At 72.3% G+C, this 25,442-nt stretch carries 21 protein-coding genes; 8 read left to right on the forward strand and 13 right to left on the reverse strand.

All coding sequences use genetic code 11. The features are described from left to right. Positions 1-209 precede the first annotated feature (209 nt). The 3 genes from ACP4J0_RS04600 to ACP4J0_RS04610 all read right to left on the reverse strand — a co-directional run bounded on the left by ACP4J0_RS04600 (position 210) and on the right by ACP4J0_RS04610 (position 5,274). Positions 210-1,940: a BCCT family transporter gene (locus ACP4J0_RS04600; RefSeq protein ID WP_426597288.1), complete on the reverse strand. Its 1,731-nt coding sequence runs from the start codon at positions 1,938-1,940 to the stop codon at positions 210-212. An 80-nt stretch (positions 1,941-2,020) separates the two neighbouring features. After that, positions 2,021-3,316, reverse strand: a complete 1,296-nt coding sequence (locus tag ACP4J0_RS04605) for a M14 family metallopeptidase (RefSeq protein WP_426597289.1) — start codon at positions 3,314-3,316, stop codon at positions 2,021-2,023. Then, positions 3,313-5,274, reverse strand: coding sequence for a Xaa-Pro dipeptidyl-peptidase (locus tag ACP4J0_RS04610; protein WP_426597290.1), 1,962 nt, complete (start codon positions 5,272-5,274; stop codon positions 3,313-3,315). Before ACP4J0_RS04610 ends, ACP4J0_RS04605 begins: the two co-directional genes overlap by 4 nt. A gap of 180 nt (positions 5,275-5,454) precedes the next feature. Between ACP4J0_RS04610 and ACP4J0_RS04615 the strand changes: the two genes are divergently transcribed. Further along, entirely contained in the window at positions 5,455-6,948 is a 1,494-nt protein-coding gene (locus ACP4J0_RS04615; protein ID WP_426597291.1) for a M1 family metallopeptidase, read from the forward strand. Positions 6,949-6,980: 32 nt separating this feature from the next. On the opposite strand, the gene ACP4J0_RS04620 is transcribed toward ACP4J0_RS04615, so the two are convergent. Then, positions 6,981-7,466 carry a macro domain-containing protein gene (locus ACP4J0_RS04620; RefSeq protein WP_426597292.1) on the reverse strand — a complete coding sequence of 162 codons (486 nt, stop codon included), beginning with the start codon at positions 7,464-7,466 and terminating at the stop codon, positions 6,981-6,983. Positions 7,467-7,521: 55 nt separating this feature from the next. Next, positions 7,522-8,991, reverse strand: a complete 1,470-nt coding sequence (locus ACP4J0_RS04625) for an amino acid permease (RefSeq protein WP_426597293.1) — start codon at positions 8,989-8,991, stop codon at positions 7,522-7,524. A gap of 234 nt (positions 8,992-9,225) precedes the next feature. Here ACP4J0_RS04625 and ACP4J0_RS04630 point away from each other — a divergent pair, with 234 nt between their 5' ends. Further along, complete coding sequence (locus tag ACP4J0_RS04630; protein WP_426597294.1) at positions 9,226-9,957, forward strand: MerR family transcriptional regulator; 732 nt, start codon at positions 9,226-9,228, stop codon at positions 9,955-9,957. 9 nt (positions 9,958-9,966) lie between these two features. Here the strand turns inward: ACP4J0_RS04630 and ACP4J0_RS04635 are convergent, their stop codons facing one another. From ACP4J0_RS04635 to ACP4J0_RS04645, 3 genes are read right to left on the reverse strand one after another with little or no spacing between them, the layout of a single operon-like run. Then, positions 9,967-12,165, reverse strand: coding sequence for a 3-hydroxyacyl-CoA dehydrogenase NAD-binding domain-containing protein (locus ACP4J0_RS04635; protein ID WP_426597295.1), 2,199 nt, complete (start codon positions 12,163-12,165; stop codon positions 9,967-9,969). A gap of 53 nt (positions 12,166-12,218) precedes the next feature. After that, entirely contained in the window at positions 12,219-13,433 is a 1,215-nt protein-coding gene (locus tag ACP4J0_RS04640; RefSeq protein ID WP_426597296.1) for an acetyl-CoA C-acetyltransferase, read from the reverse strand. Positions 13,434-13,469: 36 nt separating this feature from the next. Beyond that, on the reverse strand, positions 13,470-14,618 hold the full coding sequence (locus ACP4J0_RS04645; RefSeq protein ID WP_426597297.1) for a CaiB/BaiF CoA transferase family protein: 1,149 nt from the start codon (positions 14,616-14,618) through the stop codon (positions 13,470-13,472). Positions 14,619-14,824: 206 nt separating this feature from the next. Here ACP4J0_RS04645 and ACP4J0_RS04650 point away from each other — a divergent pair, with 206 nt between their 5' ends. After that, a complete protein-coding gene (locus ACP4J0_RS04650; protein ID WP_426597298.1) occupies positions 14,825-16,003 on the forward strand; it encodes a saccharopine dehydrogenase family protein in 1,179 nt (392 codons plus the stop codon). Positions 16,004-16,410: 407 nt separating this feature from the next. Here ACP4J0_RS04650 and mmpA read toward each other — a convergent pair whose 3' ends face one another. After that, positions 16,411-16,560 (reverse strand): morphogenic membrane protein MmpA, encoded by a 150-nt coding sequence (mmpA, locus tag ACP4J0_RS04655; RefSeq protein ID WP_426517341.1) that lies wholly within the window; start codon positions 16,558-16,560, stop codon positions 16,411-16,413. 180 nt (positions 16,561-16,740) lie between these two features. Between mmpA and ACP4J0_RS04660 the strand changes: the two genes are divergently transcribed. After that, on the forward strand, positions 16,741-16,935 hold the full coding sequence (locus ACP4J0_RS04660; protein WP_426597299.1) for a hypothetical protein: 195 nt from the start codon (positions 16,741-16,743) through the stop codon (positions 16,933-16,935). On the opposite strand, the gene ACP4J0_RS04665 is transcribed toward ACP4J0_RS04660, so the two are convergent. Beyond that, on the reverse strand, positions 16,923-17,627 hold the full coding sequence (locus tag ACP4J0_RS04665) for an endonuclease V (RefSeq protein WP_426597300.1): 705 nt from the start codon (positions 17,625-17,627) through the stop codon (positions 16,923-16,925). The genes ACP4J0_RS04660 and ACP4J0_RS04665 overlap by 13 nt on opposite strands. A 41-nt stretch (positions 17,628-17,668) precedes the next feature. Between ACP4J0_RS04665 and ACP4J0_RS04670 the strand changes: the two genes are divergently transcribed. Next, complete coding sequence (locus ACP4J0_RS04670) at positions 17,669-17,965, forward strand: YciI family protein (RefSeq protein ID WP_426517347.1); 297 nt, start codon at positions 17,669-17,671, stop codon at positions 17,963-17,965. A gap of 12 nt (positions 17,966-17,977) precedes the next feature. Here ACP4J0_RS04670 and ACP4J0_RS04675 read toward each other — a convergent pair whose 3' ends face one another. Continuing rightward, positions 17,978-18,307 carry a plasmid stabilization protein gene (locus ACP4J0_RS04675; RefSeq protein WP_426597301.1) on the reverse strand — a complete coding sequence of 110 codons (330 nt, stop codon included), beginning with the start codon at positions 18,305-18,307 and terminating at the stop codon, positions 17,978-17,980. 72 nt (positions 18,308-18,379) lie between these two features. Further along, on the reverse strand, positions 18,380-19,489 hold the full coding sequence (locus tag ACP4J0_RS04680; RefSeq protein ID WP_426597302.1) for a WD40/YVTN/BNR-like repeat-containing protein: 1,110 nt from the start codon (positions 19,487-19,489) through the stop codon (positions 18,380-18,382). 266 nt (positions 19,490-19,755) lie between these two features. Between ACP4J0_RS04680 and ACP4J0_RS04685 the strand changes: the two genes are divergently transcribed. Then, on the forward strand, positions 19,756-20,172 hold the full coding sequence (locus ACP4J0_RS04685; protein ID WP_426597303.1) for an SsgA family sporulation/cell division regulator: 417 nt from the start codon (positions 19,756-19,758) through the stop codon (positions 20,170-20,172). 261 nt (positions 20,173-20,433) lie between these two features. Here ACP4J0_RS04685 and ACP4J0_RS04690 read toward each other — a convergent pair whose 3' ends face one another. Beyond that, positions 20,434-21,132 carry a GOLPH3/VPS74 family protein gene (locus tag ACP4J0_RS04690; protein ID WP_426597304.1) on the reverse strand — a complete coding sequence of 233 codons (699 nt, stop codon included), beginning with the start codon at positions 21,130-21,132 and terminating at the stop codon, positions 20,434-20,436. A gap of 322 nt (positions 21,133-21,454) precedes the next feature. On the opposite strand from ACP4J0_RS04690, the gene ACP4J0_RS04695 reads away from it, so the two are divergent. Both ACP4J0_RS04695 and ACP4J0_RS04700 read left to right on the forward strand, forming a co-directional pair. Continuing rightward, positions 21,455-23,080, forward strand: coding sequence for an ABC-F family ATP-binding cassette domain-containing protein (locus ACP4J0_RS04695; protein ID WP_426597305.1), 1,626 nt, complete (start codon positions 21,455-21,457; stop codon positions 23,078-23,080). A gap of 10 nt (positions 23,081-23,090) precedes the next feature. Beyond that, positions 23,091-25,349 carry an ATP-binding cassette domain-containing protein gene (locus tag ACP4J0_RS04700; protein WP_426597306.1) on the forward strand — a complete coding sequence of 753 codons (2,259 nt, stop codon included), beginning with the start codon at positions 23,091-23,093 and terminating at the stop codon, positions 25,347-25,349. The last annotated feature ends 93 nt before the right edge of the window (positions 25,350-25,442 follow it).

The raw sequence follows: 25,442 nt of genomic DNA on the forward strand, positions 1-25,442 counted from the left end.
GTCGATCTGGACGAACTTCTTGGTGCCGGACCAGGAGACAGCACCGGCCGACGCCGACGCCGTACCGTCCGGCGCGGGGGGGGGGGGGGGGGCCCCCCCCCCCCCCGGGGGGGGGGGGGGCGCCCCGAGGGGGGGGGGGGGGGGGGGGGGGGGGGGGGGGCGGCCCCCCCCCCCCCCCCCCCCCCGCCGGCCGATCGCCTCGGTGGCGGTCAGGGGTGCTTGCCGATCGGATCGCCCTCCACGTCCGTGCCGGGGCCCGGGCCGATGCGGATCTCGAAGTCGCCCTCGTACCGCTTGTGGCCCTCGATGACGGCCAGCTCGACGGCTTCGGAGGCCATCTCACCGCGCACCATGAGGGGGTCGCGGCGCAGGTCGCGCATGAGGGCGATGCACATGAAGATCATCACGATGACGAAGGGCGCCGCCGCGAGGATCGTGAGGTTCTGCAGACCGGTGAGCGCGTCGCCCTCGCCGCTGCCGACCAGGAGCATGATGGCGGCGACCGCGCCGGTCACCACACCCCAGAACACCACGACCCAGCGGCTGGGTTCGAGCGCGCCCTTCTGCGAGAGGGTGCCCATCACGATGGAGGCCGCGTCGGCGCCCGAGACGAAGAAGATGCCGACGAGGACCATCACCAGCAGGCTGGTGACGGTGGCGATGGGGTACTCCTGCAGCACGGCGAAGAGCCGGCCCTCCGGGGTCGTCTCGTCGCCGAGCCGGTTCTGCTCCTGAAGCCTCATCGCCGAGCCGCCGAAGATCGCGAACCAGACCAGGCTGACCGTGCTGGGGACGAGGATGACGCCGCCGATGAACTGGCGGATGGTCCGGCCCCGGCTGATGCGGGCGATGAACATGCCGACGAAGGGCGTCCAGGAGATCCACCACGCCCAGTAGAAGACCGTCCAGCTGCCCAGCCAGTCGGCGACGCCCTCGCCGCCGCTGATCTCGGTGCGGCCGGCCATCTCGGGCAGGTCGCCGAGGTAGGCGAAGACCGAGGTCGGCAGCAGGTCGAGGATGAGGATGGTCGGGCCCGCCGCGAACACGAACACGACGAGCAGCAGGGCCAGCACCATGTTGGTGTTGGACAGCCACTGGATGCCCTTCTCGACGCCGGAGACCGCGGAGGCCACGAACGCCACGGTCAGCACCGCGATGATGCCGACCAGCAGCCCGGTGCTGACCTTGTCCATCCAGTCGAGCTTCTCGACACCGGAGCCGATCTGCAGCGCGCCGAGGCCGAGCGAGGCCGCGGAGCCGAAGACCGTCGCGATGATGGCCAGGATGTCGATGACCCGGCCGCTGACCCCGTTGGCGTGCTTCTCGCCGATGAGCGGCGTGAACACGGCGCTGATGGTCTGACGGCGGCGCCTGCGGAACGTGCTGTAGGCGATGCCGAGGCCGACCACCGCGTAGATCGCCCACGGGTGAAGCGTCCAGTGGAACAGGGTGGTGGCCATGGCCGTCGCCATGCGGTCGCCGGAGTCGGCGGGGCTGGAGCCCGGCGGGGCAGCCGTGTAGTGCGCCAGCGGCTCGCTCACGCCCCAGAACATCAGACCGATGCCCATGCCCGCGCTGAACATCATGGCGACCCAGGACACCGTGCGGAACTCGGGCTTCTCACCCTCGGCGCCGAGGTGGATGCGGCCGTAGCGGCTGGCCGCGAGCCAGAGCGCGAAGACGACGAAGCCGGAGGCGGCCAGCACGAACGCCCAGCCGCCGTTGTGCATCAGGCCGCTGAGCATGGTGCCGGAGGCGTCCTGCAGCGAATCGGTGCCGACGGCGCCCCAGATGACGAAGGCCAGGGTCACGACGGCCGTGACGCCGAAGACGACGCGGTCGGTCCGGGGTTTGTGCTCCTGCCCCGGCAGGCCCGCTTCCGAACCCGGCAGCGTGCCTCTTTCGTGGTGTTCCTTGTCGCTTGGTCGGTCCTGCGTCACAGGCGGCACCTTTCAAGTCGGTGAGGCTGAAAACAATCCTCCGTTACGCCCTTACCACGTGCGACGCAGAACTCACCTCATCAGCAGTGGGTGTCGGGTTCACCCACCGTCAAGCGGTACGTCGCTCGCTCGTCCAGGAGCAGCGGCACCAGGGCGCGCAGCGGCTGGCGCAGCGGTACGTAGGCGCCCTTCTCCCCGTCCTGACGGGCACGTACACCATGGAGGGCCAGTTCGTCCTTCAGGTCCCTGTACTGGGCGGGCGTGAGCCGGTAGCCGCAGGGCGGGTCCTCGATCACCTCGGTGGGCTCGGCCGGGTCGTTGTCCGCGCCGCCGAGGTACACGGCCCCGGAGTCGGCCGGGCCGGACCGGCGGGCGGCCGCGGTGGCCGCCTCGACGCGTCCGCGCCGCTGGTCGGCGTAGCGGAACATGCCGTCCAGGGCCGCGAGCTGGGACTTCACCCGGCGCCGGTTGTTCAGGGCCTCGTCCTCGCGCTCGGCGTCGGTGAGCGCGTCGACGCGGCTCTCGATGAGCAGGCCGACCGAGTGCTTCACGCCGGACATGTTCCGCAGGATGCGTTCCTGGCCGTCGCCCGCGGTCTGCTTGACCGGGTCGCCGGTGACGGGATCGGTCCAGATGCCGTAGGTGCCGGTCGAGTGGCCGGCCCGCTCGGCGGCGGGGCGGACGTACGCGCCGGACAGGGCGCGGGCCTCCTCGTGGACCCGGGTGTGGGTGTTGAGGTTGCGGGGCCAGAGGTCGAAGAGGTCCTTGTCGTAGTACGGGGGTGTGGCGCCGTACTCGTGCAGGTCGTAGAGGACGTCGGGGCGCTGGTCGCGGACGACGGCGGCGAGGGCGCGGGCCTCGGCCGTCTTCAGGGCGAGGTGGTCGCGGTTGACGTCCACGCCGTCGCCGTTGCCGCGGGTGTCGGCGGCCCGGCCGTCGGGGTTGGCGGTGGGCACGACCAGCACGGTGGTGCGGTCCAGGAAGCGCCGGGTCCGCCGGTCCGTCGCGTAGGCCAGGTCGCGCACGGTGGACAGGCAGGCCTCGCGGCCGGAGGGCTCGTCGCCGTGCTGGCTGCACACGAGGAGCACCTTGTTCGGGGCGGCGGGCCTGCCGATCGTCACCAGTTGGAGGGGGCGGTTCTGCTTCGTGGTACCGATGCGGTCGACGGCGACGCGGTCGCTCGCCCGGTCGGCGGCGGCCAGCAGCGCCTGCTCCTCGGGCTGGCTGGTCCAGCGGGCGCCGTGCGTCTTCTCGAAGCCGGTGCGGGGCGGGTGGTGTGCGGGGCCGGCGGCGTGGGCCGGTGCGGTGAGGAGGGACGCGGCGAGGGCCGCGGTGGCCGCCGCGGTGGTCACGGTGAGGGTGCGCAGGCGGTTCATCGGCCTCCCTTCGGGACGCGGTGGGTCGTGTGCGGCGCGGTCACGCCGTCGAGGGGCGCGGGTGCGGGAGCGGCGGTCGCGGTACCGGCGGTGGCCTCGGCGAACGCGGCGGTGCCGCCGACGAACGGTACGCGTGCCGACGTGCGGGAGAGGTCCACGGTGAGTGTCGGCGTGTCGGCGGGAGGGTCGATGAGGCCCTTGTCGGTGCCCCCGACGATGAGCGCGAGCCGGTGGCCGGCCGGGACGACGTGGTCGGTGGCGGCCAGGTCGAGGGTGACGCTGTACGCCTTGCCCGGGGTGAGCGGGCGGCCCCGCCACTTGGACGCGTGGTTGCCGAGGTCGGCCCAGCCGCGGCTGACGACCGTGTAGTCCACGTCGGTGGTCTTCGCCGCCGTCTCCCGGTAGCAGGAGCTGTCGCCCGGGGTGCTCGGGCCCCAGCAGGTGCGGTCGGTGAGGGTGGTGATGCCCTCGCCGGGGTCGGCGTAGTCGCGGATGGTGTCGGGGCCGAGGTCGACGAGGACGGCGGAGAGGTGGGCCGTCGGGGTACTGGACCGGGCGGTGACGGTGACCTCGGAGGCGCCGGACAGGCGCAGGTCGCGGGTGAGCGGGCCGGTGACGAACCCGGCCTTGCCCGGGGTGGGCTCGTCGATGTGCGCGGCCCAGTCGGTCTCGTTCAGCGCGGGGTCGTCGGTGAAGGTCTCGGTGCCGTGGTCCCGGCGCAGTCCGAGCGTGCCGACGCCGGGCTGCGCGCCGTCGCCGGGGCGCAGGGTCGTGGTGGCGGTGGAGCGCGACGGCCAGGTCCTCGACGTCTCCCACTGGTCGGGCCCGCGTTCGATGTCGGCCATGGGCTCGCGGTCGATGCCGTTGTCGTAGCCGAGCAGTTCGTGGTCGAACCAGCGGTGCAGGGTGTCGACCCACTCGGCGCGGCGGAAGTCGAAGGGGTCGACGTGGCCGGTCCGGGAGAGCCATATCTTGCGGTCGACGCCGTTCTTCGCGAGGGCGTTCCACCACGGGCCGACGTGCTGCATGCGGACGTTGAGGTCCTGCATGCCGTGGACGAGGAAGACGCTCGCCTTCACCTTGCTCGCGGCCTTCACGTAGTCCCGCTCGGTCCACGGCTTCGTCCAGTCGCCGGTGCGCGGGGCGCCGTCGACGAGCCTCTGCTGGACGGCGTCGCACTTCGCGCGCGCGTCGGGGCTGTTGACGTAGTCGGACAGCCATTCCGGGCCGGAGTCGTACAGCGGGGCGCCCTGGCTGAAGTAGTAGTCGTACCAGGAGGAGATGGCGGCGATCGGGACGATGGTCTCCAGGCCCTCGACGCCGGTGGCGGCGACACCGTTCGCCACGGTGCCGTCCCAGCTCTTGCCGATCATGCCCGTCCTGCCGTTGGTCCAGCCCGCCTCGGCGCGCTCGCCGCCGGTGCGGGTGGTGTACGCCTTCGCGCGGCCGTTCAGCCAGTCGACGACGGCCTTCGCGGACTGGACGTCGGAGCGCCCGCCGACGTCGACACAGCCGTCGGAGCGGTTGGTGCCGGCCAGGTCGACGCCGACGAAGGCGTAGCCGCGGGGCACGAAGTAGTTGTCGTAGTACAGCGGCATGCCGTCGACGTCGCCGTCGGCGTCGTACGTCTTCTTCTGGCTCTCGTTGCCGCGCCCGCAGCAGGAGTAGTACGGGCTGGCGTCCATGATGACGGGGACCTTCCGGCCCTGCCGCGCGGGTTCGCGGGGGCGGACGATGTCGACGGCGACGCGGTCGTCCTCGCCGTCGCCGTCCCCGTCGTACCCGGTGTCCACCCAGACGGCCTCGCGGATGGCGTCCTCGTAGGAGTGGACCGGTTCGCTCTGTCGCGGGGTTGCGGGGTGCGCCGCCGCGACGGGTGTGAGGAAGGTTGCCATGAGAGCGGCCGTGGCCGCCGTCGCGAGCGGTCTCCAGATCGTGAAGCGCGTGCGTATCGGCATGCGCGGGACGGTACATCGGTCGGCTCCCGCGCAGAAGAGGGCGTCGGGTGTCTCCTGGAGCCGGGTGTCGCATGACGGCCGAATGGCAAACGTGTGACAGGACGGCCGTGGACACGACTGCACGTACAAGGGACGAATAGGCTCCGAACAGACCTCGTGCCCCGACGACTTGGAGCTTTCGTGCACCGCAGCATCATCGTGCCGGGCGCGCTGGGCGCCGCTTCCCTCATGCTGGCGATCCCGGCGTCGGCGGCGGCCCCCTCCCCCGGCGCTCCGGGTATCGGCGACCCCTACTACCCTGCGTACGGCAACGGCGGATACGACGTCTCCCACTACGACCTGCGCCTGAGGTACCGGCCCGCCACGGACCGGCTGGAGGGGACGGCGACGATCCTGGCCCGCACCACCCAGGACCTGTCGCGGTTCAATCTGGACTTCCTGCTCGACGTCGGCGAGGTTCGCGTGAACGGCGCCGAGGCGTCCTTCGCGGCCTCGGGCGAGCACGAGCTGGAGATCACCCCGAAGAGCCCGCTGCCCAAGGGCACACCCGTCACCGTCGTCGTCCGCTACAGCGGCGTGCCGTCCTCGAAGAAGGCGTACGGCTCCACCAGCTGGCACCGCACCCCGGACGGAGGCGTCGGCGCGAGCGAGCCGGAGGCGGCCTGGTGGTGGTTCCCCAGCAACGACCACCCGCTCGACAAGGCCACCTACGACGTGTCGGTGCAGGTTCCGGACGGCACCCAGGCCGTCTCCAACGGCACGCTCCGGTCGACGAGCTCACGGCTGGGCTGGACCCGGTTCAACTGGCGCTCCGACAAACCGCAGGCCACGTATCTGGCCACGCTGGCGGTCGGCCGGTTCGACCTCACCACCGGCACGACCGAGAGCGGCATCCCGGTCGTCAACGCCTACAGCAAGGACCTGGGCGCGAACGACGGCGCGGCGCGGGCCAGCGTGGAACGGACCGGGGAGGTCGCCGACTGGCTGGCCGGGTACTTCGGGCCCTACCCGTTCGACGCGCTCGGCGGATACGTGCCGAACACGGACACCGGGTACGCGCTGGAGACGCAGACCCGTCCGTTCTACAGCCCCCGGCAGTTCGCGATCGGGTCGAACGTGTCCGTCGTCGTGCACGAGCTGGCCCACCAGTGGTACGGCGACCTGGTCTCCGTGCGCGGCTGGAAGGACATCTGGCTCAACGAGGGCTTCGCGCGGTACGCCCAGTGGCTGTGGTCCGAACACGAGGGCGAGGGCACGGCGCAGGAGCTGGCCGACTACACGTACGCCTCCCGCCCGGCCGACGACCCGTTCTGGACGGTGAAGCCCGGTGATCCGGGGCCGGACAACCAGTTCGACATCGCGGTCTACGACCGGGGCGCGCTGGCCGTGCACGCGCTGCGCGACGAGGTCGGGGACGAGGACTTCTTCGCGATCCTCAAGGGATGGCCCGCGCGGTACGCCCACGGCAACGCCTCCGTCGCCGACTTCCGGCGGTACGCCGAGGAGGTCTCCGGCAAGCCGCTGGCCGCGCTGTTCGACACCTGGCTGTTCCAGCCGTCGAAACCCGACGCTCCGGCGGCGCGCGCGGCGTCCCTCGCGAAGGCGTCGGACGCGCCCGTGCGCCCACGGTCGTGGCGGAAGATCGCCGCGACGAACGACGTGCACGAGCACTGAGCGCTGGCCACTGGGCACTGGGCCGGCAGGTCTCAGGCGGCGTCGCCGTGGTCGTAGACCGTCACGGGGACGCCGCGCCGGGCCAGGCGCTCGGTGATGAGCGGTTCGACTCGGGACCATTTGCCGCCGGCCAGGCCGCAGCCTATGCGGGGCATGTGCACGGACGCCTGGAGCTCGGCCGCCCTGTCGGCGAGGCGGCCGAGTGCCGTGTCGATCGCCTCGTAGCGCACGGGGACGCCCTTGCTGCCGGTCCTCATGCCGCGCTGGCCGATCATGTTGGCCACCCACACGTACGGCTCGACCTGGACGAGCTGGACCGCGCCCAGCCCGAAGTCGTTGGAGGCGCGGTCGCGGTGCCAGGCGCGGTAGGCCGCCTCGGGTTCCGGCCAGCGGCGTGACACGGCCAGGACGAAGCCCTTGCCCCAGCCGCCGAGGTCGTTGCAGACGTGGGCGATTATCTTGACGCCCTTGACCGACGGGACGGTGGCGTCACCCCGGACATACCTGATCTCCGACATGACGCCACAGTAGAGGCCACCGCTGACAGTGGCCGCGGCCCGGGGCACCCCTGTCCTATGGGGTGAGGCTGCCCAGCTCCCGGTCGGCGTTCCGCGCCACCCGGCGGCGCACGCCGAACCAGCCGGCGACCAGCATGACGGCGAGCACGGGAATGAGCAGGAGGGTCTTGCGGCCGACCTCGGGGTCGTTCCACATCATGCCGAGGCACGCCAGCAGGAAGACGATCGTGGCGATCTCCGTGACCGGGCTGCCGGGCAGGCGGAAGTGCGGCCGGGCGACCAGGCCCGCGCGCGCCCGGCGCACGAAGACCAGGTGGCAGACCATGATGATCACCCAGGTGCTGATGATGCCCAGGGAGGCGACGTTCAGCACGATCTCGAAGGCCTTGCTCGGCACCAGGTAGTTCAGGCCGACGCCGAGGACGCAGACCCCGCAGGTCAGCAGGATGCCGCCGTAGGGCACCTGGCTGCGGCTCATCACGCTGGTGAACTTGGGCGCGGAGCCCGCCATCGCCATGGAGCGCAGGATGCGGCCGGTGGAGTACAGGCCGGAGTTCAGGGACGACATCGCGGCGGTGAGGACCACGAGGTTCATCACGTCACCGGCCGCCGGGACACCGATCCTCGACAGGACGGTGACGAACGGGCTCTCGTCGCCGGAGTAGAGCGAGCCGGGCAGCAGCAGGGCCAGCAGGACGACCGAGCCGACGTAGAACAGGGCGACACGCCACATGATCGAGTTCACCGCGCGCGGGACGACCTTCTCCGGCTCGGCGGTCTCACCCGCGGCGACACCGACCAGTTCGAGGGCCGCGTACGCGAAGATCACGCCCTGCATCACCAGGACGACGGGCATCACGCCGTGCGGGAAGACGCCCCCGTTGTCCGTGATGACGCTCACGCCCGGGGTCTGGCCGCCCACGTCGTGCTGGGTGGCCAGCAGGAAGATGCCGATCAGCATGAAGCCGACGAGGGTGGCGACCTTGATGATCGCGAACCAGAACTCCATCTCGCCGAAGATCTTCACCGAGATGAGGTTCACCGCCAGGACCACCGCGAGGGCGATCAGCGCGAGCACCCATTGGGGGATGCTCGTGAACATGCTCCAGTAGTGCGTGTACAGCGCGATCGCGGTGATGTCGGCGATACCGGTCGTCGACCAGTTCAGGAAGTACATCCAGCCGGCGACGTAGGCGCCCTTCTCGCCGAGGAACTCGCGCGCGTACGACACGAAGGATCCGGAGGAGGGGCGGTAGAGCACCAGCTCACCGAGTGCCCGGACCACGAAGAAGGCGAAGACGCCGCAGACGAGGTAGGCGATCGCGAGCGCCGGGCCCGCGTCGCGCAGGCGTCCGCCGGCGCCGAGGAAGAGGCCGGTGCCTATCGCGCCGCCGATGGCGATCATGTTGACGTGGCGGGCCTTGAGGCCCTTGCTGTAACCGGCGTCGCCCGCGTCCGCGGGGATGGTCCCGGTCGCCTGGGGGTGGGCGGCGACCTGTGCCGTGTCGACGGCGTCCTTGCTCACGGGTGGTTCCACTCTCTGGTGCCTCGGGCGGGGTACGCCCGAGTCGTCCGTACCTGTGTCTCGGGCCCGCACCACCCATTGACGGCACAGACCGAGACAGCACCTTCCCACGACTCTGCGTGGGCATGCGGTGGCTCATGTCACACAGCGTGACTTGTCACAGGATCCGTCAGCCGTCTCCACATGGTGCACAAGAGGTGTCACAGCATTGGTGGGACAGCGATACTGCTGCTCATGACGACGACCGACACCGAGGAGCCGACCCTCACGATCGACGAGCTGGCCGCGCGGGCCGGCGTCACGGTGCGCACGGTCCGCTTCTACGGCACCAGGGGGCTGCTGCCGCCGCCGGCGATCGGCCCGCGCCGGGTGGGCCGCTACGGCGGGGAGCATCTGGCCCGGCTGGCGCTGATCGAGGAGTTGCAGCACCAGGGCATGACGCTGGCCGCGATCGAGCGGTATCTGCAGCAGCTGCCGCCGGACCTGAGCCCCCACGACCTCGCGCTGCAGCGCGCGGTGGTGGCCTCCTGGGCTCCGGAGACGGTGGAGAGCGTCACGCGCGAGGAGCTGGACCGGCGGGCGGGCCGGCCGCTGACGGACGACGAGGTGGACCGGCTCACCGCGATGGACGTCGTCGCACGGGACGGTGACGCCTACCGGCTCGACGCCGGGCTGCTCCGGCTCGGCGTCGAGCTGCTCGACATGCCCTTCTCCCCCGAGACGCTCCTCGCCGCCCGTACGGCCCTCCTCGAGCACTCCCGCGCCGCCGCGCGCGACCTGTCGCGGCTGCTGCGCGACGCGGTCGCCGAACGCGACGCGCGGGACGCGCGGTCCCTGTCCGCGCACATGCACCCGATCGTGGTCCGGGCGCTGCTGACCACGTTCCAGCGGTCGCTGCGGGCGGAGCTGCGGGAGTGGCTCGACAAGGACACCGACGACGGCGCCGGCAAGCACGCGGGCGGGTGACGCGGCGGCTCAACGGGCGTCGGTGAAGACCTCCCCCTTGTCCGCCTTCTCCACCAGCAGCGCGGGCGGCGCGAAGCGTTCGCCGTAGCGGTCGGCGAGCTCGCGGGCGCGGGCCACGAAGCCGGGCAGGCCGGCACCTGCCCCGGCGTAGTCGCCGTAGCCGTTGATGTACTGGAGGACGCCGCCGGTCCAGCCGGGGAAGCCGATGCCGAAGACCGAGCCGATGTTGGCGTCGGCGACGGAGGTCAGCACGCCCTCCTCCAGGAGCCTGACCGTGTCGAGCGCCTCCGCGAAGAGCATGCGTTCCCGCATGTCCTCGAAGGGGATCTCGTACCCGGGCTTGGTGAAGTGCTCCCGCAGACCCGGCCACAGTCCTGCCCGCTTGCCGTCGTCCCCGTACTCGTAGAACCCGGCGCCCCCGCTGCGCCCGGGACGTCCGAACTCGTCCACCATGCGGTCGATGACGGCCTCGGCCGGGTGCGCGGTCCAGGTACCGCCCGCCTCCTCCACGGCCCGCCTGGTCTCCTCGCGGATCTTCCGGGGCAGCGTGAGGGTCAGCTCGTCCATCAGGGCGAGCACCTTGGCCGGGTAACCCGCCTGCGCCGCCGCCTGCTCGACGGAGGCGGGCTCGATGCCCTCACCGACCATCGCCACGCCCTCGTTCATGAAATGGCCGATGACCCGGGAGGTGAAGAAACCACGCGAGTCGTTGACCACGATCGGCGTCTTCCTGATCTGCCGCACCAGGTCGAAGGCGCGAGCCAGCGCCTCGTCACCCGTCCGCGCTCCCTTGATGATCTCGACGAGCGGCATCCTGTCGACCGGCGAGAAGAAGTGCAGCCCGATGAAGTCGGCCTGCCGCTCGACGCCCTCGGCCAGCGCCGTGATGGGAAGCGTGGAGGTGTTGGAACACAGCAGCGCGTCGGGGGCGACGACGTCCTGGACCTCCTGGAACACCTTGTGCTTGAGCGAGGTGTCCTCGAAGACGGCCTCGATCACCGCGTCGCAGCCCGCCAGGTCGGCGGCCTCGGCGGTCGGCGTGATCCGTGCCAGCAGTGCGTCGGCCTTCTCCCGGCTCGTACGGCCCTTGGCGACCGCCTTGGCACACAGCTTCTCGGAGTAGCCCTTGCCCTTGACGGCCGCTTCCAGGGCGACGTCCTTCAGGACGACGTCGATGCCCGCGCGGGCACACGCGTAGGCGATGCCCGCGCCCATCATGCCGGCGCCGAGGACGGCCACCTTCGTGACCTTGCGGGGCTCGACGCCCTTCGGACGACTGGCACCGGAGTTGACCGCCTGGAGATCGAAGAAGAACGCCTGGATCATGTTCTTCGAGGTCTGCCCGGCGGCCAGCTCGACGAAATACCGGGCCTCGATGACCTGGGCGGTCTCGAAGTCGACCTGGGAGCCCTCGACGGCGGCGGCCATGATGTTGCGCGGTGCCGGGTAGGGGGCGCCGTTCGTCTGCTTGCGCAGGTTGGCGGGGAAGGCGGGCAGGTTGGCCGCGAACTTGGGGTGGGCGGGGGTGCCGCCGGGGATGCGGTAGCCGGGCCGGTCCCAGGGCTGGGCGGACTCCGGGTTGGCGTCGATGAAGGCGCGGGCCTTGGCGAGCATGTCCTCGCGGGTGTCGGCGATCTCGTCGACCAGGCCGTTCTCCCGGGCGCGGCGCGGGTTGTACTGGGTGCCCTGGAGGAGGACCTTCAGGAGCGCGTCGGTGATGCCGAGCATCCGGACGGTGCGGACGACGCCGCCGCCTCCGGGCAGCAGGCCGAGGGTGACCTCGGGGCAGCCGATCTTGGAGCCGGGGGCGTCGAGGGCGACGCGGTGGTGGCAGGCGAGGGCGATCTCGTAGCCTCCGCCGAGCGCGGCGCCGTTCATGGCGGCGACGACGGGCTTGCCGAGGGTCTCGATGCGGCGCAGGTTCCGCTTGATCGCCATGCCGCCGTCGAAGAGGTCCTGGGCGGTCTCCGGGGTGACGCGGATCAGGTCGCGCAGGTCGCCGCCGGCGAAGAAGGTCTTCTTGGCGGAGGTGACGATGACGCCGCGGATCGAGTCCTTCTCTGCCTCCAGGCGGTCGGTGATCACCGCGAGGGATTCGCGGAACGCCCGGTTCATGGTGTTCGCGGACTGGTCGGGGTCGTCGAGGACGAGGGTGACGATCCCGGTGTCGTCCTGTTCCCAGCGGATGGTGGTGCTCTCGGTCGTCATGACAGGGGTCTCCAGTGAGGTCTTCGGTGGCCGTGGTGCCGCTTCCGCAGGGATCAGACGCGCTCGACGATCGTGGCGATGCCCATGCCGCCGCCCACGCACAGGGTGGCGAGGCCGTAGCGCTTGTCCTGGCGCTCCAGTTCGTCGACGAGCGTGCCGAGGATCATCGCGCCGGTGGCGCCGAGGGGGTGGCCGAGCGCGATGGCGCCGCCGTTGACGTTGACCTTGTCCAGGGACAGGCCCATGTCCTTGACGTAGCGCAGGACGACCGCGGCGAACGCCTCGTTGATCTCGACCAGGTCGATGTCGTCGATGGTCAGCCCGGCCTTGGCGAGCGCCTTGCGGGTGGCGGGGGCGGGGCCGGTGAGCATGATGGTGGGCTCGGAGCCGGAGACGGCGGCGGAGACGATCCGGGCGCGCGGGGTGAGGCCGTAGCGGTCGCCGACCTCCTTGGAGCCGATGGCGACCAGGGAGGCGCCGTCGACGATGCCGGAGGAGTTGCCCGCGTGGTGGACGTGGTCGATCTTCTCCACCCAGTGGTACTTCTGCAGCGCCACGGCGTCGAAGCCGCCGAGTTCGCCGATGTCGGCGAAGGACGGCTTGAGCTTCGCGAGGGAGTCGGCGGTGGTGCCGGGGCGCAGGTGCTCGTCGTGGTCGAGGACGGTGAGGCCGGCGCGGTCCTTCACCGGGACGACGGACCGCTCGAAGCGGTTCTCCTTCCAGGCGGTCGCCGCGCGCTCCTGGGAGAGGGCCGCGTACTCGTCGACGTCGCGGCGCGTGAAGCCCTCGAGGGTGGCGATCAGGTCGGCGCCGATGCCCTGGGGGACGAAGTTGGTGGCGAGGTTGGTCATCGGGTCGTTGAACCAGGCGCCGCCGTCCGAGGCCATCGGCACCCGGGACATCGACTCGACGCCGCCCGCGAGGACCAGGTCCTCCCAGCCGGAACGCACCTTGGCCGCGGCCAGGTTGACGGCCTCCAGGCCCGAGGCGCAGAAGCGGTTCTCCTGGACGCCCGCCACGGTGTCCGGCAGTCCGGCCGCGAGGGCGGCGATGCGCGCGATGTCGGAGCCCTGGTCGCCGACCGGGCCGACGACGCCGAGCACGATGTCGTCGACGGCGGCCGGGTCCAGGTCCGGGAAGCGGGCGCGGATCTCGTGGATGAGGCCGACGACCAGGTCGACGGGCTTCGTGCCGTGCAGGGCGCCGTTCGCCTTGCCGCGTCCGCGCGGGGTGCGGATCGCGTCGTACACGTACGCTTCGGTGGTCACTGGCAGGCCTTTCACTGAGGGTTTTCGCGGGGCTGTTCAGCTGTTCGTTCGAGGGTTCCTCGGCAGGTCCCAGTCGCGGGCCACTGTCTCGGTGTCGGCACCCGGCAGGGCGGGCCCGGTGCGGACGGCGGTGGGGGTCGCGGAGAAGCGGGGTGCGGGGGCGGGCTGGGTGACGCCGCCGTGGTCGGTGAAGGTGGAGCGGGCGGCCAGGTGCGGGTGGTGCGGGGCCTCGCGGAGCGACAGGACGGGGGCGACGCAGGCGTCGGAGTCCGCGAAGACGGCCGTCCACTCGTCCCGGGTGCGGGACCTGAACCGGGTGGCGATGGCCTCGCGCAACTCGGCCCAGCGGGCCATGTCGTCGCGGGCGGGCGCCTGGTCGGGGATGCCGAGGAGCTCGGTGAACTCGGCGTAGAACCGCTGCTCCAGGGCGCCGACCGCCATGTACCGGCCGTCGGCGGTCTCGTAGGTGCCGTAGAAGGGGCAGCCGCCGTCGAGGAGGTTGGCGCCGCGGCGGTCCTGCCAGCCCCCGGCGGCGAGCATGCCGTGGATCATCGAGGACAGGTGGGCGGTGCCGTCGACGATGGCGGCGTCGACGACCTGGCCGGTGCCGGTCGCGCGGGCGTGGTGCAGGGCGGCGAGGATGCCGACGACCAGGTAGAGGGAGCCGCCCGCGTAGTCGCCGAGGAGGTTGGCGGGGACGGCCGGCGGCGCGTCGGGGTCGCCGATCATGCCGAGGGTGCCGGTGAGCGCGATGTACCCGATGTCGTGGCCGGCGCTCTGGGCGAGGGGGCCGGTCTGGCCCCAGCCGGTCATGCGGCCGTAGACGAGGCGGGGGTTGCGGACGCGGCAGTGCTCGGGACCGACGCCGAGCCGTTCGGCGACGCCGGGGCGGTAGCCCTCGATCAGGACGTCGGCGCGTTCGGCGAGGTCGAGGACGCGGGCCGGGCCGTCCGCCGACTTCAGGTCGACGATCACCGAACGCTTGTTGCGGTTGGTGACGTCGTGGGCGGGGTCGATCGCGAGGCCGGGTCCGCCGGGACGGTCGACGCGGACGACGTCGGCGCCCAGGTCGGCCAGGAGCATGGCGGCGAAGGGCCCGGGGCCGATACCGGCCAGTTCGACCACGCGCACACCGGTGAGCGGGCCCTCGGGCGGCGTCCGCCCCACCGTCTCCGCTTGCGACATCGAGCCCCCAGCTCTGTGACACAACTGATGTAACACCGATGATGCTAGAAACGTGTTCCACTGGACACAAGACCCGGGCGAGCAAGCGCTTAGCCAATTATGGGGCAGGCTCCTCTCCGGCCCGGCAGTCCACACGCTAGCCTCAGCCACCGGCAACGGCGCGTGCTGCGGAACCAGGGGCCGCCGGCGGGTGACGAAGGGATGTCATGAGCAGGCTGAAGAGGGCCGACCGGCCGTACGACATCGTGCTCTTCGGAGCGACGGGGTTCGTCGGCGAGCTCACCGCGGAGTACCTCGCCGCGCACGCCCCCGACGGGCTGCGCTGGGCGATCGCCGGCCGCAGCGAGGAGAGGCTGCGGCGGCTGCGGGAGCGGCTGCCCGGCGCGGTGGACGTCGGCGTACTGCGCGCGGACGTGTCCGATCCGGCCTCGCTGCGCGAACTCGCCGAGCGGGCCCGCGTGGTGGCCACGACGGTGGGCCCGTACGTCCGGTACGGCGACGCGCTGGTCGCCGCCTGCGCGGAGACCGGCACGGACTGTCTCGACCTCACCGGCGAACCCGAGTTCGTGGACCTGACGTACGTCCGCCACGACGCACGCGCGCGGGAGACCGGAGCCCGGCTGGTGCACGCCTGCGGCTTCGACTCCGTCCCGCACGACCTCGGCGTGTACTTCACGGTGCGGCAGCTGCCGGAGGGTGTGCCGCTGGCCGTGGACGGCTTCGTGACCGCCGACGCCACCTTCTCGGGCGGTACGTTCGCCTCCGCGCTGGGCCAGTTCGCGCGCGGCCGGCAGCTGCGGGACGCCGCGCGGGAACGCCGGCGGCACGAGCCCCGGCTGGTGGGCCGCCGGGCGGTGACGCCGACGGGCACGCCGCGGTTCGCCGGGGAGGTGGGGGCGTGGGCGCTGCCCCTGCCGACCATCGACGCGCAGATCGTGCGGCGCTCCGCGAAGGCCCTGGACCGGTACGGCCCCGACTTCCGCTACCGCCACTACGCGGCCGTCCGGCACCTGCCCGTCGCGGTGGGCGGGGTGGCGGCCGTGGGCGCGCTGGTGGCGGCGGCTCAGGTACCGCCCGCGCGGCGCTGGCTGTCCGGCCGGCTCAAGCCCGGTGACGGGCCGAGCCCCGAGAAACGGGCGAAGAGCTGGTTCTCGGTCCGCTTCGTGGGCGAGGGCGGCGGCCGGAAGGTGTTCACCGAGGTCGCGGGCGGTGACCCCGGGTACGACGAGACGGCGAAGATGTTCGCCGAGGCGGCGCTCGCCCTCGCCCTCGACGACCTGCCGCCGACGGCCGGGCAGGTCACGACGGCCGTGGCGATGGGGGACGCGCTGATCGAGCGGCTGCGGGCGGCTGGAATCCGCTTCCGGGTGGCCGCGACCCGCTGACCGTCCGCCCCGGGGCCTGCCCGGCGGACGCACACCCTGCGCGGCCTGCCCAGTGGACCCGCGCCCGGACCTGCCCGGAGAATGCACACCCTGCTCGGAGGACCCGCGCCCGGGGCCTGCCCGGAGAACGCCCTCCCCGGGGCCTGCCGGTGGCCCCACGCCCCCGGTCCTGCCCGGAGAACGCCCACCCCGGGGCCTGCCCAGTGGACCCGCGCCTGGGCCCTGCCCGGCGGACGCACACCCTGCGCGGCCTGCCCGGAGGACCCGCACCCGCGTCCTGCCCGGAGAACGCCCACCCCGGGGCCTGCCGGTGGCCCCACGCCCCCGGTCCTGCCGACGGGCGGCACTCCCCGGGCCTCCGCCCATAGCGGGCCGCCCCATGGGCTGTCCGGTGCGGTGGGCAGGCCCTAACCCGACCACCCGGCGACCGTGTAGATCATCCCGCCGATCCAGGCCAGCCCCGCCCCCACGGCGAGCACCAGCCCCGCGACCACGGCGCGCTCGGTGGGCCGGGCGGGCCGGTGGGCGGACTGCTCGGGTGCGCGGTGCGTCGTCATGCGGTCCAGCCTGTCGCGGCCGGCGACATGGCACATCCGTACGGATACTCAGCCGGTGACTGAGCACCGGCACCGGCCGGCAGTCACCACGATTTGAGGCTTTGCCCGCCGCGAGGCACGTCCACCCGCCGCCGAACGCGGTGAAGTGCCAAGAAGGACTTCAATGAAACCCTTGAAGGTATGAAGTTCCTTCTCGAAGTCACCATGGACGAGGGCGCGCTCGCCGAGGACCCCACGGGCGAGTTGCAGCGGATCCTGCGGTACTGGGGCGGCAACCTGCACCACTACGCGCTGCGGCCGGGCGACGGTTCGGTGGTCTACGACTCCGCGTACCGGGAGGTGGGCCGCTGGAGCGTCGCGGGTCAGGCAGAGTAGGTGGTGGCCGCCCGCAGGGCCGCCCGGCACAGGGCGTCCGCCCTGCGGGTGGTCTCCGGCAGGCGGTAGGCGGGGGCCAGTGCCAGGGTGTGCGCGCAGGCGTTGTCGAGGCTCACCCGATGCCCGGCGGAGACGAAGACCGGCTTGACGCCGGCGCGGGTACGGACGGCACGCCCGACCTCCTCGGCGCCGTCGAGGAGCGGGGACGTACTGCCGCGGGACGCGTCCGGGTCGTCGTACGTGAAGGTGAACGGGTTCTTGGCCACGCCGATCGTGGGCAGTCCGGTGAGCACCCCCAGGTGGCTGGCGAGGCCGAAGCGGCGCGGGTGGGCCAGGCCGTAGCCGTCGCAGACGACCAGACCGGGCGGGACGGGCAGGGCGTCGAGCGCGGCGAGGACGGTCGGGATCTCGCGGAAGGCGAGCAGGCCGGGCACGTAGGGGAAGGAGATCCGCCCGACGGCCGTGGACTCGGCGACGACGGCGAGGGTCGCGGCGTCCAGCACGACGGCCGCCGCCGCGACGACGTCGCGTTCGTCGTCGTAGGCGACGTCCACGCCGGTCACCCGGCCGGTGCCGGGCGGCGGGCCCGGCTCGTCGTGCACCACGCGTGCCCGCAGTTCGTCCTGGACGGCACGGGCCCGCTCCTCGGTCGCGGGCCAGTCGGCGGGGATCTGCACGGTCACGGTCGTCATGATGGCGGCAAGCCTACGGGGCCCGGAGTAGGCTCGCGATCATGTTCGTACTGGAGCTGTCGTACACCGCCCCGCTCGACGCCGTCGACGCCGTGCTGGAGGAGCACGTGGCGTGGCTCGACGACCTGTACGAGCAGGGGGTGGTCCTGGCGTCCGGGCGCAAGGAGCCCCGCGACGGCGGGGTGATCATCGCCGTCGCGGGGGACCGGGCGCGGATCGAGGAGATCGCCGCGGGCGACCCCTTCGTCAGGGCCGGAGTGTGCGCGTACCGCGTCACCGAGTTCGTCGCCACGAAGACGGCACCGGCACTGGAGCGGTACCGGGAGACCCCCGGCTAGGGGCCGTACGGCTCACTTGCCCAGGGCACGCTGCAGCTCGCCCTTGTTCATGTGCGAACGACCGCTGATGTCGCGGCGCTTGGCCTCCTGGTACAGCTGGTCGTAGGTGGGTCCCTGGGGGCCCTGCCGGTTGCCGGACCGCCGGCCGCCGCGCTTGCCGGGCGACTTGTCCTGCGTGGACGTACGGCTGGCGGTCTTCGACTCGCCGGACCGGGCGCGTTCCTTGTTCACCGTCCGGGCGGCGATCTCCTTGGCGCGGCCGGTGCTCTCGCCACGGTCCTCGGCGCTGTCCTTGATGTGCTCGTACTGCCGCTCCCGTTTGGAGCTCGAACCGCGTGGCATGTCCGCTCACTTCCTCTCACGTTCAGCGAACGGTTACCCACGTTACGGACGAACACCCGGCACCGCGCGGCGTCAGCGCTCCAGCCGGGCGATCCGTCCCTGCTCGCCGGCGGCCCAACAGCCCAGGTCGGCCGTGCAGTCCACGGTGTCGTAGGAGCCCGTGTCGACGGTCCGCCAGGTGCGGCCGCCGTCCGTGGTGAGATCCGTGCCGGTGGGGCCGACCGCGAGGGCGGCCGTACGGCTGTGCGGGAGCCAGGCGACGCCCGAGCGGTAGGCCGGTGCCGGCCGGTCGGCGGGCCGCCAGGTGCGGCCGCCGTCGGTGGTCCGCGCCGCCGCCCGGGGCGAGGGCCGGTCGGCGCGGAAGTCGCCGCCGACCGCGAGGCCGTGGGCGCGGTCGTGGAAGGCGAGGGCGAAGACGCCCCGGGCCGGGTCGCCCGCCGGGACCGGGGCGTCGGAGGCCGTCCAGGTGAGCCCCCGGTCGGCGGAGTGCAGCACGCGCGCGCGTGCCGCGCCGCCGGTGGCCAGCCACACGTCCTCCGGCCCGGACGCGACCAGGCACTGGCCACTGGCCGCGAACCCGGCCTCGCCGTCCTGCGCGGACGGCATGCCCTCGCTCGGCAGCACCGTCCAGGAGCGCCCGCCGTCGCTGGTCGACAGGATGCGGAACTTCCCGTCCACCGGGTCGCTCATGGCGAGGCCGTGGCGGCGGTCGAAGAAGGTGAGGCAGTCGTAGAAGGCGCGCGCGTCGGTGTTGCGGAAGGACTCGGTCCAGGTCGCCCCGCCGTCGTCGGTGCGGTAGACGCGGGACGCCTCGCCCTCGCCGATGGCCAGGACCACGGCCCGGCGGGCGTCGAACGCCTCGATGTCCCGGAACTGCAGCTCACCCGCGCCCGGTGGGGAGACGTTCCGCCAGCTGTCGCCGCCGTCGGTGGTGCGCAGGACGGTGCCCTGGGTGCCGGCCACCCAGGCGGTGTGCCGGCTGACGGCCGCGAGTCCCCGGAACCGGACGTCGGACGCCCCGGTGCCCCCGGTGTCCTTCAGCTCCCAGTGCGGGCGCTGGTGCGCCTGCGCGGGGGCGGCCGCCGTCAGCGCGGCCAGCGCCGCCGCGCACACCGCCCCGGCGATCACCACCCGTCCCGCGCGCCCGCCGCCGGTTCGGGCGGACCGTGCCGTGCGTCGCATGCTCCCCAAGCGCCTCATGGCGGGCGAAGCTAGCCCACCGCCCCGCCGCCGTCCAGAGGACCGTGTGCGGCACGCGCGTGCGGGCACGAGTGCCATCAAGTTCCTTACGGGGCACATGAGGAGAGTCGCGTCACCTCCGCGCATGAACGCGGTGACAGAGGTCACTCGGTCATCGTGTGCACGGATTGGCTGATTCCGTCGTCTCTTCCAGTGCCCGGCCCGCACGACCCCGCAAGCACGTCCAGCCGTCACGAGGGAGCAAGGCGTTGTCCACCGTCATCGAGCAGCCCGTCGAGGCGCGTCTTGTCGCCGCCGCGCCGCGTATGCCGAGCATTCCCGCCACGCTGCACTACGACCGCAGCGACCCGTTCGCCGTCCGCATGACCTTCCCGGCTCCGGCCACGCTCGAGGGCGTGGAGGTCTGCTGGACCTTCTCCCGCGAGCTGCTCATCTCGGGGATGCGGGAGCCGGACGGTCACGGTGACGTGCGGGTCCGCCCGTACGGGTACGACCGCACCGTCCTGGAGTTCCACGCGCCCGAGGGCACCGCCGTGATCCACGTGCGCTCGGGCGAACTGCGCCGTTTCCTGCAGGCCACCGGCGAGCTGGTGCCGGTCGGCCTGGAGCACCTCCAGCTGGACCTGGACCACGATCTGGCGGAGCTGATGCGCGGGACCTGCTGACGCGGCCCCGCCGCCGCCACACACGCCGACCGCGGGAGCTGCCGGCTCAGCCCTCGCGCAACCACGCACGGAACCCGCCGGCGCGGCCCTCGCACAACCACGCACGGCACCCGCCGGCGCGGCCCTCGCACAACCACGCACGGCACCCGTCGGCGCAACCTCGCGCAACCACGCACGGAACCGCGGGCGCAGCCCCCGCCGCCACGCACGCCGACCGCGGGACCGGCCGGCGCGGCCCGGGACGCCGCCGCACGGGCCGGCTCACCCGCCCGCCGACGCCACGGCCCGCGCCGTCTCCGCGCTCACCGCTCCCCGCACCTCGTCGACGATCCTCCGCAGCCCGGGTGCCGCCGCGCCGCCGCGCCCGGCCAGCTCGGCGACGCGGTCGTCCCGGCGCGCGCCGGTCACGGCGGACTCGACGGTGCGGAATCCGAGGGTGCGCGGTTGCGCGGCGGCCGCCAGTGCGGCCACGGCCGCGTCCCGCTCCGCGACCTCCCCGGCCGGTACCGGCCCCTCCAGGACGTACCGCGTCTCCTCGCGCAGCGCCCGCGCCGCCGCAGCCCGCGCCAGGACGTACTCCACGGACGGGAAGACACCGAGGACGCGCTTCTTCTCGGCGCGCAGATACCCCTCGGCCACCAACTGCTCCCGGACCGCGTCGAAGGTGACCCGCGCGTGCAGCCGCACCCAGGTACGCCACCGGTGCGGCATCGACTCGCGGACGAGGTCCAGCAGTCCGTCGAGGGCGGTGTCCCCGGTGCGGGAGTCCAGGTCGACGGGGGTGGCGATCCCCTCGTCGTCGGTGAGCAGACCGCGCTGGGCCAGTTCGGTGAGCGCGCCGGCGCGCACCAGGTGGTGGAGCCGGGCGGCGTCGGCGGCGCCGGGCCGCGCCGGGTCCCAGGCCAGCAGGCAGAGCCTGGCCGGCAGTGAGAGCGAGCCGTCGGGCGAGCCGTTGGGCACGGGGCCTCCTTGGGGCCGTGAAACCGATCCGCGGTAAGGCGTTGACAGCCCACCCGGTTTCTCGTACGGTGTACAGCGCTTCTGTTGCCGCCGATTGGAGAAGGACGTTGCTCGTCTGAGGTCCTGAGACACCGCGTCACACATGTCATGTGTGCACGCCGCGTGCGACCTCGGCGTTCGAGCCGTCCTTGCGGAGCAGGGCTTTTTTCATGCCCGAGCACTCCCCGTGACTCCTCCTTCCCTCGCCCGACGGCGTCGCCGCCTCCCGGTGTCTCGATACGCGTTTGCCCCTGACCGCTTCAAGCAACCGCGGAGACCCTGTATGTCTGCTTCCATCACCTGTACGTCCCTCTCCTTCGCCTGGCCCGACGGCACGCCCGTCTTCGAGGGACTCGACACCGCTTTCGGCCCCGGCAGGACCGGGCTCGTCGGTGTCAACGGGTCGGGCAAGTCCACCCTGTTGAAACTGATCGCCGGGCAGCTCACCCCGGCCGACGGCACGGCCCGCGTGGCCGGTGAGGTCGGATACCTGCCGCAGAACGTCACGCTCGACACCGCGCTGCGGGTCGACGAGGCGCTCGGCATCGCCGCTCGACGCGCCGCGCTGCACGCCATCGAGGCGGGCGACGTGGCCGAGGAGCACTTCGAGACGGTCGGCGACGACTGGGACGTCGAGGAGCGCGCCCTCGCCACGCTCGGCGAACTCGGTCTCGGTCACGTCGGGCTCGACCGCACCGTCGGCGAGGTCTCGGGCGGCGAGTCGGTACTGCTGCGCCTGGCCTCGCTGCTGCTGCGCCGGCCCGACGTCCTGCTCCTGGACGAGCCCACCAACAACCTCGACCTGTACGCACGCAGGCGGCTGTACGCGGCCGTGGCCTCCTGGCCCGGGGTGATGGTCGTGGTCAGTCACGACCGCGAGCTGCTGGACCTCGTCGACCAGATCGCCGACCTGCGCTCCGGTGAGATCACCTGGTACGGCGGCAACTTCTCGGCGTACGAGGAGGCGCTGGCCGTGGAGCAGGACGCGGCCGAACGCATGGTGCGCGTCGCCGAGTCGGACCTGCGCAAGCAGAAGCGCGAGCTGGCCGACGCCCAGGTCAAACTGGCCCGCCGCAAGCGGTACGGCCAGAAGATGTGGGACCAGAAGCGCGAACCGAAGATCGTCATGGGCGCACGCAAGCGCGCGGCGCAGGAGTCCGCGGGCAAGCACCGGATCATGCACGAGGAGAAGCTCGCCGAGGCCAGGGAGCGGCTCGACGACGCGGTGGAGGCGGTACGGGACGACGACGAGATCCGCGTCGACCTGCCGTACACCGCCGTGCCGCCGGGCCGCTCGGTGCTGACGCTCCGGGACCTGGAACTCCTCTACGGCGCGCGGGTGGAGGGCGGTTTCGATCTGCACGGCCCCGAGCGGATCGCGCTGATCGGGCGCAACGGCGCGGGCAAGACCACGCTGCTGCGCACGGTCGCCGGCGAGCTGGAGCCGGTGGCGGGCGAGGCGACGGCGCACGTCCCGATGCGGTTCCTGCCGCAGCGCCTGGACGTCCTCGACGGCGAGCTGAGCGTCGCCGAGAACGTGGCCCGGTTCGCGCCGGGCGCCACCAACAACCGGATCCGGGCGCGGCTGGCCCGCTTCCTGTTCCGGGGCGCCCGTGCCGACCAGAAGGCGGCGACACTGTCGGGCGGCGAGCGTTTCCAGGCGGCGCTGGCCGCGCTGATGCTGGCCGAGCCCGCCCCGCAGCTGCTGATGCTGGACGAACCGACGAACAACCTGGACATGGCGAGCGTGCGGCAGCTCACCACCGCGCTGGAGTCGTACGAGGGGGCGCTGATCGTGGCCAGTCACGACCTGCCGTTCCTGGAGTCGATCGGCATCACCCGATGGCTGCTGCTGGAGGAGGGAGAGCTGAAGGAAATCACGCCAGAAGCTGTCGGGTATCCCGCCTAGCGTCGCTCGCATGAGCGAGTTCATCAGCATCACCGGAGCCCGGGAGAACAACCTCCAGGACGTCACGCTCCGCATTCCGAAGGGCCGGCTGACCGTGTTCACCGGCGTTTCGGGATCGGGGAAGTCGTCGGTCGTGTTCGACACGATCGCGGTCGAGTCGCAGCGCCAGCTGAACGAGACGTACACCTGGTTCGTACGCAACCGGCTGCCCAAGTACGAGCGGCCGCGCGCGGACGCCCTGGAGGACCTCTCCCCCGCCATCGTCGTCGACCAGCGGCCGGTCGGCGGCCACTCCCGTTCCACGGTCGGCACGATGACCGACGTCCACTCGGTGCTGAGGGTGCTGTTCTCCCGGCACGGCACCCCCAGCGCCGGGGCGGCGACGGCGTACTCGTTCAACGACCCGTCGGGCATGTGCCCCGGCTGCGACGGCCTGGGCCGCAAGGTGCAGCCCGACTGGGACCGCGTCCTCGACCCGGCCAGGTCCCTGGCCGGCGGGGCGGTCCGCTTCCCTCCCTTCGCGGCGGGGACCTGGCAGGGGCAGACGTACACCAACACCGGCGAACTGGACCCGGACAAGCCGGTAGGTGACTTCACGGACGCCGAGCGCGCGTTCCTGATGCGCGGACGGCCCGGCAGCAAGGTCACCGTCAACGGCACGGGCGGCACCTGGATCACGGAGTACGAGGGCCTCGCCGACCGTTTCGAGCGGCTGTACCTGAAGCGAGACCTGTCGGCGATGAGCGACAAGACCCGGGACCTGGTGCGTGAGTTCATGGTCGAGGGCAGCTGTCCCGACTGCGGCGGCGCCCGGCTCAACGCGGCGGCACTCGCGACGCGCATCGGCGGACACTCCATCGCCGACTGTTCCCGCATGCAGATCACCGACCTCATCGCCGTACTGAAGGAGATCGACGACCCGGTGGCACGGCCGGTCGCCGGGGCCGCCGTCGCCGCGCTGGAGCGCATCGAGGCGATCGGCCTCGGCTACCTCAGCCTCGACCGGGAGACCGCCACCCTCTCCGGTGGCGAGGGACAGCGGCTGAAGACCGTGCGACACCTCGGATCCAGCCTGACCGGGATGACGTACATCTTCGACGAACCCAGCGTCGGGCTGCACCCGCGCGACGTCGGACGCCTCGGCGACCTGCTGCTGCGGCTGCGCGACAAGGGCAACACCGTGCTGGTCGTCGAGCACGACCCGGACGTCATCGCGCTCGCGGACCACGTCGTCGACATGGGGCCGCGGGGCGGCGCGGGCGGCGGCCGGGTGGTCTTCGAGGGGACGCCGGGTCAACTGGCCGCGGCGGACACGCTCACCGGACGGTTCCTCGGACGCCGTACGAGGGTGAAGGAGGAGACGCGGACGGCGGCCGGGGAGCTGTGGGTGAAGGGCGCCGGCCGGCACAACCTGCGGGACGTGACGGTGGCCTTCCCCACCGGGGTGCTGACCGCGGTCACCGGCGTCGCCGGATCGGGCAAGAGCACGCTGATCGCGGAGCTGATCGCCGCCCACGCGGACGCGGTGGCCGTCGACCAGTCCGCGATCGGCATCTCGGCACGGTCGACCCCGGCCACGTACCTCGGGATCATGGACACGGTACGGAAGATCTTCGCGCGGGAGACGGGCGCCGAGCCCGGGCTCTTCAGCTTCAACTCGGCGGGGGCGTGCGACACCTGCGAGGGACGCGGAGTCATCCACACCGACCTCGCCTTCATGGACCCGGTGACGACCACCTGCCACGACTGCGAGGGGCGGCGCTTCCGGGAGGAGGTGCTGCGGCTGACGATCGACGGCAGCTCCATCGCCGACGTGCTGGCGATGACCGCCGACCAGGCACTGGACTTCTTCGCCGACACCGGCGTACGGCGGCGGCTGCGGGCCCTGCGCGACGTCGGCCTCACGTACCTCGCACTCGGGCAGCCGCTGTCCACGCTCTCCGGCGGAGAGAGACAGCGCATCAAGCTGGCCACCCGGCTGCACCGCACCGGCGCCGTGTACGTCCTGGACGAACCGACCACCGGACTGCACATGTCCGACGTCGAGGGGCTGCTCGCCCTGCTGGACCGGCTGGTCGGCACCGGCAACACGGTCGTGGTCGTCGAACACAACCTGGACGTGGTGGCGCACGCCGACTGGGTGATCGACCTCGGCCCGGACGGAGGCCGGGACGGCGGCCGGGTGCTCTTCGAGGGCACCCCGCGCGAACTGCTCACGGCCCGCGGGTCCAGCACGGCGGAGCATCTCAGGAGGGCCGCGGGACACTGACGGGGGTTACGTCGGCGCGGGCCCGCGCTGCATGATGGCCGACCGGCGCCGCGACACGGGCGCCGGAAACCTGCGCCGATACGGAGACCCCCT

This window comes from Streptomyces sp. WG7 (assembly GCF_049975785.1).
Lineage (GTDB): Bacteria > Actinomycetota > Actinomycetes > Streptomycetales > Streptomycetaceae > Streptomyces.